The organism is Streptomyces sp. NPDC005435 (assembly GCF_040703155.1).
Taxonomy (GTDB): Bacteria; Actinomycetota; Actinomycetes; order Streptomycetales; family Streptomycetaceae; genus Streptomyces.
Genome location: NZ_JBEXEQ010000010.1, coordinates 258,836 through 273,514 on the forward strand (window position 1 = coordinate 258,836; position 14,679 = coordinate 273,514).

Consider the following 14,679-nt stretch of genomic DNA (forward strand, 5'->3'; position numbering starts at 1 on the left):
CAGTACCAGGAGTACGACCCGTACGGGCAGCAACACCAGCCGCAGTACGGGCAGTACGAGCACCACGAGCCGTACCCGGACCACGCGCCGTACGCACCGTACGAGGACCCCGCCCAGCCGGCCCCCGTCTCCTGGTTCGAGCCCTACGCCGAGCCCCAGCCCGACCCCGACCCGTACGCGCAGCCGTACCCCCAGACCCCGTCCCCGCAGTACCCCGAGTACCAGACCCAGCCCCACGCCCAGCCTCAGCCCTGGACGGACGGGGGATACGCGCGATGAACGAACCGAACGCAGCCACCGCACCCACCACGCTTCCCGAGCCCCCCTCCCGCGCCGCCCTCGCCGAGGTGGACACGCTCACCTACGCCGACGCCTCCGCGTACACCGTCACGGTCGTGGTCGCCGCCTACAACGCGGGCGCCACCCTCGACCGGGCGCTGCGCTCGGCGCTCGGCCAGACCCACCGCAACCTCGAAGTGCTGGTCCTGGACGACGCGTCCACCGACGGCACCCTCGCGGTCGCCCACCGGTACGCCGAGAAGGACCCCCGGGTCCAGGTCGTGGTCCGCACCCGCAACAGCGGCGGCGTGGGCTCCCCGCGCAACCACGGCATCGAGATCGCCACCGGCCAGTACCTGATGTTCCTCGACGCCGACGACGAACTGCCGCACCGCGCCTGCGAGACGCTGCTCGCCTCCGCGCTGGCCACCGGCGCCGACATCACCGCCGGGCGGGCGCTCCGCGTCAACCTCGACAAGGGCGAGAACACCGTCTGGCAGCCGCAGCTCTACGGCGCCGACCGCACGGTGGAGGGCGGCCTCACCGCCATGCCCGAGCTGTTCGAGGACCCGATCGCGGCGGCCAAGCTGTACCGCACGGAGTTCCTGCACGAGCACGGCATCCGCTTCCCGCAGGGCGTCCACTTCGAGGACACCTACTTCTCCACCGTCGCCCACTACTTCGCCGGCACGATCAGCCTGCTCACCGCCCCGGTCTACCGGTGGATCTGGGAGCGCGAGTCGGACACCCCGTCGCTGACCAACCGGCGCGGCGAACTGCGCAGCATCCGCGACCGGGTGCTCGTCCACCAGTGGACCGACGACTTCCTCGCCCGCCAGGGCGCCGACGAGCTGATCGTCCGCAAGGCGGCCAAGTTCCTCTCGCACGACCTCGGGCTCTACATGGGCGCCCTGCGCGCGGGCGACGACGCCTACCGCGAGGGCTTCCTGCGCGCCACGGGCCCCTATCTGCGCACCCTCCCCGAGGACTGCTGGGACCTGTGCGGACCGCTGGAGCGGGTGCGCGCCTTCGGGCTCATGCAGGGCAGGCCCGACGTGGCGCTGTCCGCCGCCGACTTCACCCAGCGGCGCCCGGTGCTCAGCTCCGACCTGGTGGAGCGCGACGGCCGCGTCTTCTGGTCCGGCTCGCTGCTCGGCCGCCCGGACGCCGAGCGGTTCCTCGACGTCACCGACCTGGACCTCACCGGCACCCGGCTCTCCGACGCCCGGCTGTTCAACCAGGCCACCCGGGTGGAGACCACCGGCGGCGAACTCCAGCTGACCGGCTTCATCCGCAACCAGTTCGGCCGCGTCGGCGCCAAGGACAAGCTCGAACTCGTCGCCGTCCTGCGCTGCCGGGGCCCGAAGACCGACCACACCTTCCCCGTCACCGGCATCGAGGTGGACGAGGAGCAGATCCGCTACCACGCCACCATCTCCCTGGACGCGACCCTCGGCGCCTTCGAGCGCCCCGCGGTCTGGAACCTCCTCATCCAGGTACGGCACGAGGGCGAGCGCGCGACCACGGCCGTCTGCGTGCGCGGTGTCGACATCGAGGCGGAGCGCTACACCGGCGCCGGGACCACGTACGAGATGTACGAGACCGTCAGCGGCAACCTCGCGCTGCGCCCGGAGACCAGGGAGCAGCAGACCCGGACCGACCGGCGCGGCACCCCCTGGACCTGGTGGACCAAGAAGCGGCTGCCGGAGCCGTTCGCCCGGCGCGAGCGCCCTCACGCGGCCGTGGTCGTCCACTGCCACAACGACGAGTACAACCTGCCCGAGTTCCTCGGCTCCCTGGACACCCAGCGCGACTTCGCGTCCATGCAGGTCGTGCTGGTCGACGACGGCTCGACCGACGCCACCGCCCACCGGATCGAGGAGTTCGCGGCCCGCTGGCCGAACGTCACCGTCGTCTCCCAGATCGCCATGGGGATGCGCGCCGCGTTCGACCACGGTCTGCGCCATGTGACCGCGCCGTACGTCATGTTCGCCCGCGCCCGCGACATCCTCGGCGAGGACAGCGTGCACCGGCTGCTGCACGCCGCCCGCGCCGCCAAGGCGGACGTCGTGGTGGGCCGCACCGACAACTTCCCCGAGCCGAGCCGAGCCGGGCCGGCGACGAGGCGTGGGCGCGCTACTTCGGGCCGACGCCCGCCAAGGTGGAGCGGCTGCGCGACGCGCCGTACCTGGTGTTCTCCACCAGCCTCGGCGCCAAGCTGCTGCGCACCGGCCTGGTCCGCGAGCAGCGGCTGCGCTGCGGTCAGGGCCCCGGCTTCGAGGACGCCTGGCTGACCGTGCCCGCCCTGCTGCAGGCCCGCCGGGTCACCATCGCGCCGGGCGCCACCTGCTACGAACGCGACGGCGAGCAGCACGACTCGCTCTTCGACCTGCCGTGGAACGACCCGGTCAAGGCGCAGGAGCTGATCCGGCTGTGCCGGCACGTCCTGCGCCGGGCCACGGAGCTGGACGCGCGCACCCTGCGCCTGGCGCAGCGGTTCGTGGTGCGCACCTTCCAGCCGTATCTGCGCAATCTGCACCGGATCATGAGCGGTGAGGAGCTCGCGGCGGTCTTCCCCGCGCTGTGCCAGGTCTACGCGGACATCCCCGACGACCTGATCCTGCAGTACGCCACGGCCGGCCTCGCGCGCATCCAGCACCACGCGGTGCGCACGGAGAACCTGGAGCTGTTCCGCGACCCGTACACCGCGCCCGGGTTCCGGCCGCACCTGTACCTGGACGACAAGGGTCTCTTCCGCAGGCTCATCGCGGACCGCGCGGACACCTCGCTGCTGCGGGTGGACCGGCACCGGTTCGTCCTGGAGACCTGCCATGTCGAGGCGGAGCAGATCGTCTTCGAGGGGCTGATGGTCCTCTCGGGCGTCGACATCGCCCACCTCCTCGACAACCGGATCGAACTCGTCCTGTCCGACGGGCAGACCGAACGGGCCGTCCCCGTCGGCCAGGTGTACCGCCGCGACCGCTGGCGCACCCGCAAGGAGCAGGACTGGTACAGCGGCTGGCGTGCCGTGGTCCGCCCCGAGGACTTCGCCGGGCTGGACAACCAGGACCTCACCCTCACCCTGCGCGTGCACGACGGCGAGCGGCACCTGGACGCGCCGGTGGACCCGCGTCAGATGCTGCACCGCTTCAAGGGCGTGCACCGCGCGGGCAAGGCCACCGTGCTCCTGGACATCGACGCCGACGAGAAGATCACGCTGCGCCGGGTCGCGGGTGCGGGCAAGCGGCTCACCCACAAGACGAAACGTTTCTTCAGGGCGTTCCGCATGGCCCTGCCCGGCCGCCCCGGCTGGCGCACCCGGATGCTCTACTGGCTGTTCCACCCGTGGCTGCGCGGCAAGGACATCTGGATCATCGGCGAGCGCGAGGACACCGCGCAGGACAACTCGTACCACCTGTTCAAGTGGATACGGACCAACGAGCGCCGCCGCCGGGTGTACTACGCCATCAACGGCACCGCCGCCGACCGCGCCAAGGTGGCTCCGCTGGGCCGCGTCATCGACCGCCTGTCCTGGAAGTACCGGGTCTATCTGCTGCACGCCACCAGGCTGATCAACGCCTACGACCTGGAGGCCTACCTCGGCTTCCCCGGGCTGTCCAAGCGCGCCTTCCTCACCGGCTACGGCGATCTGCTGCGCTACAAGCGGGTCTTCCTCCAGCACGGCGTGGTCTACAACGACGTGGCGCCCTCCATCCACGCCCAGGTCACCAACGTCGACATGGTGCTCACCACCGGGCGCAGCGAGCGCGCCTACTACGCCGAGCACTGCGGCTACGGCTACGACCGCGTCGCCGCCACCGGCCTGCCGCGCTTCGACGCCCTGGAGCCGGTGCGCGGACCGCGCCGCGTGCTGATCATGCCGACCTGGCGCCGTGACATCGTGGCGCCCTCGTACAACAAGGCGGCCAAGCCGGAGATCCCGTTCGCCGCCTCCGAGTACTACCGCTTCTTCTCGGCCCTGCTGCGCGACGAGCGGCTGCTCGCGGCCTGTCAACGGCACGACGTGCAGCTGGAGTTCATGCCGCACTACGAGATCCGGCCCTATCTGAAGCACTTCCGCATCGACCACCCGTCGATCACGGTCTCCACCACCGGGCGCGACGTCCAGCTGGCGATGCGCGAGTGCTCGATGCTCGTCACCGACTACTCCTCGGTGTTCTTCGACGTGGCCTACATGGGCAAGCCGATCGTCTACACCAACTTCGACGACGAGAGCTTCTACAGCAAGCACTACAAGCGCGGTTACTTCGACCTCGGCCGGGACGGCTTCGGCCCCGCCTGCGCCACCGTCGACCGCGCGGTGGAGGAGATCATCGCCTCCATCGAGCGCGGCTTCGAGGTCGAACCGCGCTACCGGCAGCGCGCGGAGGAGTTCTTCGTCCTGCGCGACACCAACAACTGCCGCCGCGCCTACGACGTCATCGCCACCATGGACGCCGCCGTCGCGGGCGACCCCGGGCTGCCGTCGGCCCCGCTCGTCATGGGCCGGCCGGAGCCGCAGCAGGCGGGAAGGGGCTGAGATGACGACGCCCAGGATCTTCCTCACGGGCGACTCCGGCACGGCAGGCCGCCGCCGGGACGAGGCTCCGCTGGCCGGCTGGGGGCAGGCGCTGCCGCTGTTCCTCACCCGCGCCGAGGTCGTCAACTCGGCCCGGCCTGGCGCCAGTTCGCGGACCTTCGTGGAGTCCGGCGACCTCGCGGCGGTCCTCGACGCGCTCGCCCCCGGCGATCTGCTGCTGGCCTGCTTCGGGCTCAACGACGTCCACACCGACGACCCGCGCGGCACCGAGCCCTTCGGCGACTACCAGCGGGCCCTGCGCACCCACGTCCACGGCGCCCGCGACCGGGGCGCCCACCCCGTGCTGGTGACGAGCCACGAACGCCGCCTCTTCGACGACCAGGGCAATCTGCTGAGGCCGCTCGGGATGTACCACGCCGCCGTGCGCGAACTGGGCGCGAGCCTGTGCGTGCCCGTGGCCGACCTCGGGGAGTGGAGCGCCGCCCGCTGGCGCCGCGCGGGCGACACGGGCAGCCGCGCCTGCTTCGCCCACCTCGAACCCGGCGAACACCCGGCCCACCCCGACGGGCTGCGCGACAACACCCACCTCAGGGAGCGGGGCGCCGTCGAGTGCGCCCGCTTCGTGGCCGCCGAACTGAAACGGCAGGGGCTGCTCACCCCGGAGCACTTCCGCGAGCTGGACACCCCGGTGCCGCTGGAGGCGGTGCCCTACGCGGAGAGCCCGGACGACCTAGGACTCCGATGAACGACGACCATCTTCTGGCTCTCGCGCACGCCGCCCACCCCGGCGCCGCCGGGACGCCCGGCACGCTGCGCCTCGTCGCGGACGCCGATCCGGCGCTGCCCGTCGCCCCGGGGCAGGAGATCACCCTCTCCCTGACCCTCACCCCCGCCGAGGGCGCCTACCGCACCTACGGCTACCTCATCGACGACTCCCTCGCCCCGGGCGCCGCGATGCTCCGCCACCCCGGCCTGAACCTGCTGGCGAACGGCAGATACGCCACCTACGTCACCGAGGACGACGAGCCGCGCACCGTGAGCTGCGTGATCCGCGTCGACCCCCACGCACCGGACGGCGCGACGGTGCTGCCCCGGATCGTCGTCGGTGTGATGGCGGCGGAGGGGGACCGGCTGGTCCCCTCGGCCGCCGTCTCGGACACCGGCTTCCGGGTGCGCCGCACCTGGCTGCCCGGCCAGTGCGTCACCCTCGGCCCGGGCGGCCGCGCCCTGCTGCCCGCGGGCCACACCCCGGCCCCCGGACTGCGCCTGGTCGCCGTCGGCCGCGCCCGGCACGGCCTGCTGACCTGCGCGCCCGACGGCGGCGTCAGCTACCAGGCCCACCCCGAACACCTCGGCTACGACCGCTTCGAGCTGGCCTTCGAGGCCGAGGACGGGCACCGGGTGTGGTCCGAGGTGACCGTGTACGTCGGTGACCTCGGGGACTCGCCGGGCGCGCTGGCCGTGCATGGCTAGCATCCGGCGCCTGCGGGAGGCGGCCTGTGCCGTCGCGCTCGCGGGGACGCTGGCCGGCTGTGCGGGCCCGGCCCCCGGCTCCCCGGACCGGCCGGCCCCCGCGTCCTCGCCGGCCTCGTCGCCCTCGGGTACGGCGGACCCCGGCGCGGCCGGGCCCGCCCCGGCCGCGACCGGACTGCCCGCGGGCTTCGGCTTCCGGCAGCTCACCCGGAGTCTCGGGCCCGGCGCGCCCGTCCGGCTGACCGTGCTCAGCATCGCCCCCGACGCCCACGTACGCGTCACCGGCGTGCACGGCGCCGACATGACCCGCTCCGACACCGTGCGCACCCTGGCCGTCCGGTCGGACGCGCTCGCCGCCATCAACGGCACCTACTTCGACATCCGCACCGGCCACCACCACTCCGGCTACGAGGGCGACCCCATCGGGCTGTACGCCGAACACGGCCGCGTGCTCAGCGAGGCCCTCGACGGCCGCCCCGCCCTCCTCCTGGGCCACACCGGCGGCCGGCTCGACGCCCGCGTGGCCGAGGTGGCCACCACCGGACGGCTGCGCGCGGCCGACGGCGCGGTCCGTGAACTCGACGGCGTGGACCGGGTGCCCGGCCGCATCCTCGGCTGCGGAGGAACCGGCGGCGACCGCCTCGCCACCACGGGCCGCCCCCAGGAGACGCCGTTCGAGGGCCTGTGCACCGACCCGGACGAGGTGGTCTCCTTCGCGCCCGAGTGGGGCGGCGACACCCCGCCCGGCACCGAGGGCAGCACGGAGGCGCTGCTCTCCACCGCCGGGACCGTGCTCCGGCTGCGCACCCCCGCCGGCGGCCCGCTGCCCGAGGGCAGCAGCTCGCTCTACGGCATCGGCACGGGCGCCGCGTGGCTGCGCGCGCACGCGGTACCGGGCACGCGGATGGCCGTCTCGGAGCGGATGACCGGCCCGGCGGGCCTTCCGCTGCCCGGGCCCGTCGAGACCGCCGTGGGCGGCAGCGCCCGGCTGCTGCGCGCCGGGGTGTTCGACCCGGAGGCCACCGCGCTGCTCGGGCCGCGCCGGGAACCGCGCACCATGGCCGCCGTCACGGCCGACGGCACGCTGCTGCTGATCGCCGTCGACGGCCGCTCCCGGCGCGAGAGCGTGGGCGCGACCCCGGCCGAGGAGGCGCGGCTCGCGCGGTCCCTCGGCGCGGTGGACGCGGTCAACCTGGACGGCGGCGGCTCCACCTCGGTGGTGCTCCGGGGCCGGCTGCGCAACCGCCCCCGCGACACCGAGGACGGCCCGGTGCGCGAGCGCGCGGTCGCCGACGGGCTCGTCATCCTGCCGGACGAGCCCGTGAAGTGACGTTTCCTCAGATCGTGATCGACCCGGCCGAGGCCGAGAACAGCGTCCCGCCCGTGCTCATCGAGATGTACATCTCGTACTCGCCGGACACCGTCGCCGGCAGGGTGACGCCCTTGTACCCCGAGGTGGCGAAGTAGCCGTAGTCGTAGGTGCCGTAGTCGCCGCGCCGCACATGCGGGCGGACCGCGTTCGGGCGGTGGGACTTGCCGAGCCGGAAGGAGTGCGTGGACTTCGCGCCGCGCAGCACCAGGTAGTACAGGGCGTGCTGGTGGGAGTCCGCCTCCACGCCGTGCACGAAGAACACGCCCTCCACGTGCAGCGCGCGCTCCTCCAGCCAGCTCTTCTCCAGCGAGAAGACGGTCTCCTGGGAGAAGTGGCCGATGACCGCGCGGCGCATGACCCGCACCCGCTTCTCGTCGCCCGTCAGCGCGATCTCCAGGCCGCCGTACGGCCGCCGGATGTCGAAGGGGCGCCGGGCCACCAGCGGGGTGCGGCGGTCGATGCCCTCCGAGGGGCTGGAGACGCGCACCGAGAGGTCGTAGACCCCGCTCGGGATACCCCGCAGCGGGATGCCGGCGGGGGACTCGGGCTCGAAGCCGCCGTCCGCGTAGTCCCGCGCGAAGCCGTCGAACCAGCGGCTGTAGGTGTACTTCGCCTCGCTCGTCGTCAGCGGGAACTCCCAGTGCCGGCCGCCGCTTTCGAGGACCAGGGACTTGGTCTCCCGGAACTCGCCGTACGGCGACTCGCCGGGTATGAACGCCTCGCCGCTCAGCAGCAGTTGGCTGCCGCGCACCTCCTGCTTGGTGAGGACGGCGGTCAGGGCGTCCGAGGTGCGCAGCTCGGCCAGATGGCGCCGGCGCTCCTCCTCGTCCACCTGCGGGTCGCCGTTCTCCAGGAGGCCCAGGCGCGGTTCGGCGCCCTCGGCCAGCGCGGCCAGAACTCCCAGCAGGAGCTGGAGGTTGTAGGCGGAGACCTCGCCGTGCTGACGGACCAGTTCCGAACGGGTCCTGACCAGATTGAAGTTGTCGCAGGCCCAGAAGTGGTCGAGGTGCGGGGCGATCTCCGTCTCGTACTGCTCGTCGGCCTCGGAGGTGAACAGATAGACGTTGTGCCCCTGGCCGCCGCGCACGCGCAGCATCTCCGGGATCGCCTCGTCCAGGGTGTCGACGTGCTCCTGCGGCATGTCCTCGCCGAGCATGTACCGGCCGGTGACGGCGCGGTCGCGCACGTAACTGCCCACCAGGAACTGGGGAACGACGGTCACGATGTTGCGATAGCCGTACTTCAGGCCGTAGTAGAGCGCCGCGCTGCCGCCCTTGGAGACGCCCAGCAGGCTGACCTGATCGCGCGTCAGGCCGAGCCGGGCCATGGTGGACTCGATGAGCCGGTGGACGGAGTCCTCGATCCCGAAGTCCATCGAGCGGCACAGGTAGTAGCTGTAGTGGCCGTCGAAGTCGTCCTTGATCCACAGGACGTTGGCGCGCAGCGCGTTCAGCGAACGGCCCGCGAAGTGGTAGCCGTTGGGGGCGCCGAGGCCGGAGAAGACCACGACCAGATGACGGACGTCGGCGTCGGCGGCGCGGAAGCGGTACTCGACCGGAACGGGACCCCAGGTGTCGGTCTCGGTGACGATCTTCCGCCGGTCCACGGTGGCGAGATTCGGCGAGAGTTCCGGAAGTGCCGTGTCCATGAAGTGCCTTGCTCGCTTCTGTGAGGAGTGAACCGACTTCCTTACGGAAGCTTGCAAGATTCTAACCAGCCATATCGCATAGGTGAACAACTGGTGTGGAAGGTGTGAACGCGCGTGAACTCCGGGCAAGACGAAGGGCCCCCGCGTCACCGCGGGGGCCCTTCGATGCTCGGGGGAGCGTTACGCGGGCACGCTCGCCACGCCCGGCTCCAGGAAGCGCTTCCCGTTCACCCGCTCCGAGACGCCCTCGCGGTCCAGGTACGGCGTGATGCCGCCCAGGTGGAAGGGCCAGCCGGCGCCGGTGATCAGGCAGAGGTCGATGTCCTGGGCCTCGGCGACGACGCCCTCGTCCAGCATGAGGCCGATCTCCTGGGCCACCGCGTCCAGGACGCGGGCGCGGACCTGCTCCTCGGTCAGGACGGTGTCGCCCTGCTTGAGGAGCGCGGCGACCTCGGGGTCCAGTTCCGGCTTGCCGGAGTCGTAGACGTAGAAGCCGCGCTTGCCCGCCTCGACGACCGCCTTGAGGTTCGGGGAGACCGTGAAGCGCTCGGGGTAGGCCCGGTTGAGGGTCTCCGAGACGTGCAGACCGATCGCGGGACCGACCAGCTCAAGCAGGACCAGCGGGGACATCGGCAGACCGAGCGGCTCGACGGCCTTCTCGGCGACGGCGACCGGGGTGCCCTCGTCGATGACGTTCTGGATCTCGCCCATGAAGCGGGTCAGGATGCGGTTCACGACGAACGCCGGGGCGTCCTTGACCAGCACCGCGGTCTTCTTCAGCTTCTTGGCCACCGCGAACGCGGTCGCCAGCGAGGCGTCGTCCGTCTGCTCGCCGCGCACGATCTCCAGCAGCGGCAGGATCGCGACCGGGTTGAAGAAGTGGAAGCCCACGACCCGCTCGGGGTGCTTCAGCTTCGACGCCATCTCCGACACCGACAGCGAGGAGGTGTTGGTGGCGAGGATCGCGTGCGCCGGGGCGACCGCCTCGACCTCCGCGAACACCTTCTGCTTGACGCCCATCTCCTCGAAGACGGCTTCGATGATGAAGTCCGCGTCCGCGAAGCCCTCGGCCTTGTCCAGGACACCGGTCACCAGCGCCTTGAGACGGTTGGCCTTGTCCTGGTGGATACGGCCCTTGCCGAGCAGCTTGTCGATCTCGGCGTGGACGTAGCCCACACCCTTGTCGACGCGCTCCTGGTCGATGTCGGTCAGCACGACCGGCACCTCCAGGCGGCGCAGGAACAGCAGCGCGAGCTGGGAGGCCATCAGACCGGCGCCCACGACACCGACCTTGGTGACCGGACGCGCCAGCGCCTTGTCCGGCGCGCCGGCGGGGCGCTTGCCGCGCTTCTGCACCAGGTTGAACGCGTAGATGCCCGCGCGCAGTTCGCCACCCATGATGAGGTCGGCGAGCGCCTGGTCCTCGGCGGCGAAGCCCTTGTCCAGGTCGCCGTCCTTGGCACCCTCGATGATGTCGAGAGCGCGGTAGGCGGCCGGGGCCGCGCCGTGCACCTTGGAGTCCGCGATGAAACGGCCCTTGGCGACGGCCTGGTCCCACGCCTCGCCCCGGTCGATCTCCGGGCGCTCGACGACGAGGTCGCCCTTGAGCACCCGGGCGGTCCACAGCAGCGACTGCTCCAGGAAGTCCGCGCCCTCGAACAGCGCGTCCGCGATGCCGAGTTCGAAGACCTGCTTGCCCTTGAGCTGACGGTTCTGGTTGAGGCTGTTCTCGATGATGACCGAGACGGCCTTGTCGGCGCCGATCAGGTTCGGCAGCAGGGCGCAGCCGCCCCAGCCGGGGACCAGGCCGAGGAAGACCTCGGGCAGCGAGAACGCCGGGACCGACTGGGAGACGGTCCGGTAGGTGCAGTGCAGACCGACCTCGACACCGCCGCCCATGGCCGCGCCGTTGTAGTACGCGAAGGTCGGCACGGCCAGCCCGGACAGGCGCTTGAAGACCGCGTGGCCGCCCTTGCCGATGGCGAGCGCGTCCTCGTGGTTCTTCAGCAGCTCGACGCCCTTGAGGTCGGCGCCGACCGCGAAGATGAACGGCTTGCCGGTGATGCCGACGCCGACGATGCCGCCGTCCGCGGCCTCCTTCTCGACCTGGTCGATGGCGGCGTTCAGGTTCGCCAGCGAGGCCGGGCCGAAGGTGGTCGGCTTGGTGTGGTCGAAGCCGTTGTCCAGCGTGATCAGCGCGAACCTGCCCGCGTTGAAGGGCAGTTCGAAGTGCCGTACATGGGCCTGGGTGACGACCTCGCCGGGGAACAGCTCGGCCGCACCCTTCAGCAGCTCGGTGGTGGTGCTCACTTGTCCCCCTCGAAGTTCGGGTTCTCCCAGATGACCGTCGCGCCCATGCCGAAGCCGACGCACATGGTCGTCAGGCCGTAGCGGACCTCGGGGTGCTCCTCGAACTGGCGGGCCAGCTGAGTCATCAGACGCACGCCGGAGGAGGCCAGCGGGTGGCCGAAGGCGATGGCGCCGCCGTACTGGTTGACGCGGCTGTCGTCGTCCGCGATGCCGTAGTGCTCCAGGAAGGCCAGCACCTGGACGGCGAAGGCCTCGTTGATCTCGAACAGGCCGATGTCGGAGATCGACAGGCCCGCCTTGGCCAGCGCCTTCTCGGTCGCCGGGATCGGGCCGTAGCCCATGACCTCGGGCTCGACGCCCGCGAAGGCGTACGAGACCAGGCGCATCTTGACCGGCAGGCCGTGCTCGCGGGCGAAGTCCTCGCTCGCGATGATCGAGGCGGTGGCGCCGTCGTTCAGACCGGCCGCGTTGCCCGCGGTGACCCGGCCGTGCACCCGGAACGGCGTCTTCAGGCCGGCCAGGTTCTCCAGCGTGGTGCCCGGGCGCATCGGCTCGTCGGCCGTGACCAGACCCCAGCCGGTCTCGCCCGCCTCCTCGTTGGTACGGCGGACCGAGATCGGCACCAGGTCCTGCTGGATCTTGCCGTCGGCGTACGCCTTGGCGGCCTTCTCCTGCGAGCGCACCGCGTACTCGTCGGCGCGCTGCTTGGTGATCGTCGGGTAGCGGTCGTGCAGGTTCTCGGCGGTCATGCCCATGAACAGGGCGGACTCGTCGACCAGCTTCTCGCTCACGAAGCGGGGGTTGGGGTCCACGCCCTCGCCCATGGGGTGACGGCCCATGTGCTCGACGCCGCCCGCGATCGCCACGTCGTACGCGCCGAAGGCGACCGAGCCGGAGACCGAGGTCACGGCGGTCAGGGCGCCCGCGCACATGCGGTCGATGGAGTAGCCGGGGACCGACTGCGGCAGGCCGGCGAGGATGCCCGCCGTGCGGCCCAGGGTCAGGCCCTGGTCGCCGATCTGGGTCGTCGCGGCGATGGCGACTTCGTCGATCTTCTGCGGGTCCAGGCCGGGGTTGCGGCGCAGCAGCTCACGGATCGCCTTGACGACGAGGTCGTCCGCGCGGGTCTCGTGGTAGATGCCCTTCGGGCCCGCCTTGCCGAACGGGGTACGGACGCCGTCGACGAAGACGACGTCCCTGACGGTACGAGGCACGATGGCTCCTCCAGGGTGCGGGACGCTGAGCGCTTGCTCAACCCCATGCTACTTATGAGTAACGTAGCTGCACAGCCCGGCCCCGGCTAGCGGTGAACGTCACACCGGTGGCTTCAGTGGACCTGTGCTGAAGAGGCGCCCGGCGTGGGAGGCCGTGCCCACCCGTTCCGCCCCAGCGGAACGACTGCCCACGGCCAGGACGGGGGCGGGGTGGGCGTTTTCAGCGGGCGGCCAGGTGTGGTCTTTTCAGGGGCGCGGGGAACTGCGCGAACGGCCACCGGCGGCCCGCACCCGCCATGCCCGCGCAACCCGTTACGGCGATTACGCGCCGTCGGCAGACAGTGCCGTCACCAGAACCGGCGTCACCTGAGCGATCTGCCACTCCCGCGCGCCGAGTCCCCGCAGCACAGCCGAGACGGACTCCCCGCTGACAACCACCGGAGGTTCCCAGCACAGGCGCCGCACCGTGTCCGGGGAGATCAGGTTCTCCTGGGGCATGTCGAGCCGCTCGGCCAGCGCGGTGACCCCCGCGCGGGCGGCGGAGAGGCGGGCGGCGGCCGCTGGGTCCTTGTCGGACCAGGCGCGCGGCGGAGGCGGACCCGTCAGCTGCTGGCCCGGCTGGGGAAGCTCGGACTCGGGAAGAGCCTTCACCCGGTCGATCGCCGTCTGCCACTGCTCCAGCTGACGCCGCCCCATCCGGTGTCCGAAACCGTTCAGCGCGGCGAGCGCGTGGACGTTGGACGGCACGGCCAGCGCCGCTTCCACGATCGCCGCGTCGCTCAGCACCTTGCCCGGCGAGACGTCCCGCCGCTGGGCGATCCGGTCCCGGGTCTCCCACAGCTCGCGGACGACACCGAGCTGGCGCCGCCTGCGTACCTTGTGCATCCCGGACGTACGCCGCCAGGGGTCCTTGCGCGGCTCGGCGGGCGGCGCGGAGGCGATCGCGGCGAACTCCTCCAGGGCCCACTCCAGCTTGCCCTGCCGGTCCAGCTCCTTCTCCAGGGCGTCCCGCAGGTCCACCAGGAGTTCCACGTCCAGCGCGGCGTAGCGCAGCCAGGGTTCGGGCAGCGGGCGGGTGGACCAGTCGACGGCCGAGTGGCCCTTCTCCAGGACGAAGCCGAGCACGTTCTCGACCATCGCGCCGAGGCCGACCCGGGGGAACCCGGCGAGCCGGCCGGCCAGTTCGGTGTCGAACAGCCGGGTGGGCAGCATGCCTATCTCGCGCAGACAGGGCAGGTCCTGGGTGGCGGCGTGCAGCACCCACTCGGTGCCGGACAGCGCCTCGCCGAGGGAGGACAGGTCGGGGCAGCCGACGGGGTCGATCAGCGCGGTGCCCGCGCCCTGGCGGCGCAGCTGCACCAGGTAGGCGCGCTGGCCGTAGCGGTAGCCCGAGGCGCGCTCGGCGTCGACGGCGACCGGTCCCGAACCGGCGGCGAACGCGGCGACGACCTCGGCCAGCCCGGCCGCGTCGGCGATCACCGGCGGGATGCCCTCACGGGGCTCAAGCAGCGGGACCGGCGCCGGAATCGGGGCCCCGGCCAGGGCGGACGCCCCCGTCACAGAAGATCCGGCGTCGTCCGGAGGGGTGCCTCCGGTGATGCGCAGGGAACTGTCTGCTGCGGTGTCTTGGGCGTCGGTCACATGCCCAGGGTATCCGTATGGCCGCGGCGCTGGCCTGCGCGTTCGGCCGGGCGGCGCGCGGACCGTACAAATCCGGCCGCCCCGGCGCGCTCCCCGGGCCCGCGCACACGCCGGCGCGCCGGGGCGGGCCCAAACCCCGCCGCGCGCCCCGCCGCGGGCGGCGCCGCCCGCCCCCCCCCCGCGCGGCGCCCCGCGGGGGCGG

Annotated in this window: 9 protein-coding genes; 5 read left to right on the forward strand and 4 right to left on the reverse strand. The window is 72.0% G+C overall.

All coding sequences use genetic code 11. The annotated features are described in order from the left end of the window. Positions 1-275 precede the first annotated feature (275 nt). The 5 genes from AB0898_RS15440 to AB0898_RS15460 all read left to right on the forward strand — a co-directional run bounded on the left by AB0898_RS15440 (position 276) and on the right by AB0898_RS15460 (position 7,622). Entirely contained in the window at positions 276-2,573 is a 2,298-nt protein-coding gene (locus AB0898_RS15440) for a glycosyltransferase family 2 protein (RefSeq protein ID WP_366803415.1), read from the forward strand. 1,028 nt (positions 2,574-3,601) lie between these two features. Continuing rightward, the gene (locus AB0898_RS15445; RefSeq protein WP_366803432.1) at positions 3,602-4,819 is read left to right on the forward strand and encodes a CDP-glycerol glycerophosphotransferase family protein; all 1,218 of its coding nucleotides are present in this window, start codon (positions 3,602-3,604) and stop codon (positions 4,817-4,819) included. A 1-nt stretch (position 4,820) separates the two neighbouring features. Next, positions 4,821-5,564, forward strand: coding sequence for a rhamnogalacturonan acetylesterase (locus AB0898_RS15450; protein ID WP_366803416.1), 744 nt, complete (start codon positions 4,821-4,823; stop codon positions 5,562-5,564). Further along, positions 5,561-6,292: a hypothetical protein gene (locus AB0898_RS15455; RefSeq protein WP_366803417.1), complete on the forward strand. Its 732-nt coding sequence runs from the start codon at positions 5,561-5,563 to the stop codon at positions 6,290-6,292. Before AB0898_RS15450 ends, AB0898_RS15455 begins: the two co-directional genes overlap by 4 nt. Continuing rightward, the gene (locus AB0898_RS15460; RefSeq protein ID WP_366803418.1) at positions 6,285-7,622 is read left to right on the forward strand and encodes a phosphodiester glycosidase family protein; all 1,338 of its coding nucleotides are present in this window, start codon (positions 6,285-6,287) and stop codon (positions 7,620-7,622) included. The genes AB0898_RS15455 and AB0898_RS15460 overlap by 8 nt, the downstream gene beginning before the upstream one ends. A gap of 7 nt (positions 7,623-7,629) precedes the next feature. On the opposite strand, the gene AB0898_RS15465 is transcribed toward AB0898_RS15460, so the two are convergent. The 4 genes from AB0898_RS15465 to AB0898_RS15480 all read right to left on the reverse strand — a co-directional run bounded on the left by AB0898_RS15465 (position 7,630) and on the right by AB0898_RS15480 (position 14,477). Further along, on the reverse strand, positions 7,630-9,312 hold the full coding sequence (locus AB0898_RS15465; RefSeq protein WP_366803419.1) for a hypothetical protein: 1,683 nt from the start codon (positions 9,310-9,312) through the stop codon (positions 7,630-7,632). A 180-nt stretch (positions 9,313-9,492) separates the two neighbouring features. Further along, positions 9,493-11,622, reverse strand: coding sequence for a 3-hydroxyacyl-CoA dehydrogenase NAD-binding domain-containing protein (locus AB0898_RS15470; RefSeq protein ID WP_366803420.1), 2,130 nt, complete (start codon positions 11,620-11,622; stop codon positions 9,493-9,495). After that, entirely contained in the window at positions 11,619-12,836 is a 1,218-nt protein-coding gene (locus tag AB0898_RS15475; protein WP_366803421.1) for an acetyl-CoA C-acyltransferase, read from the reverse strand. The genes AB0898_RS15470 and AB0898_RS15475 overlap by 4 nt, the downstream gene beginning before the upstream one ends. A 321-nt stretch (positions 12,837-13,157) precedes the next feature. Beyond that, positions 13,158-14,477, reverse strand: a complete 1,320-nt coding sequence (locus AB0898_RS15480; protein ID WP_366803422.1) for a ribonuclease D — start codon at positions 14,475-14,477, stop codon at positions 13,158-13,160. Positions 14,478-14,679 lie beyond the last annotated feature (202 nt).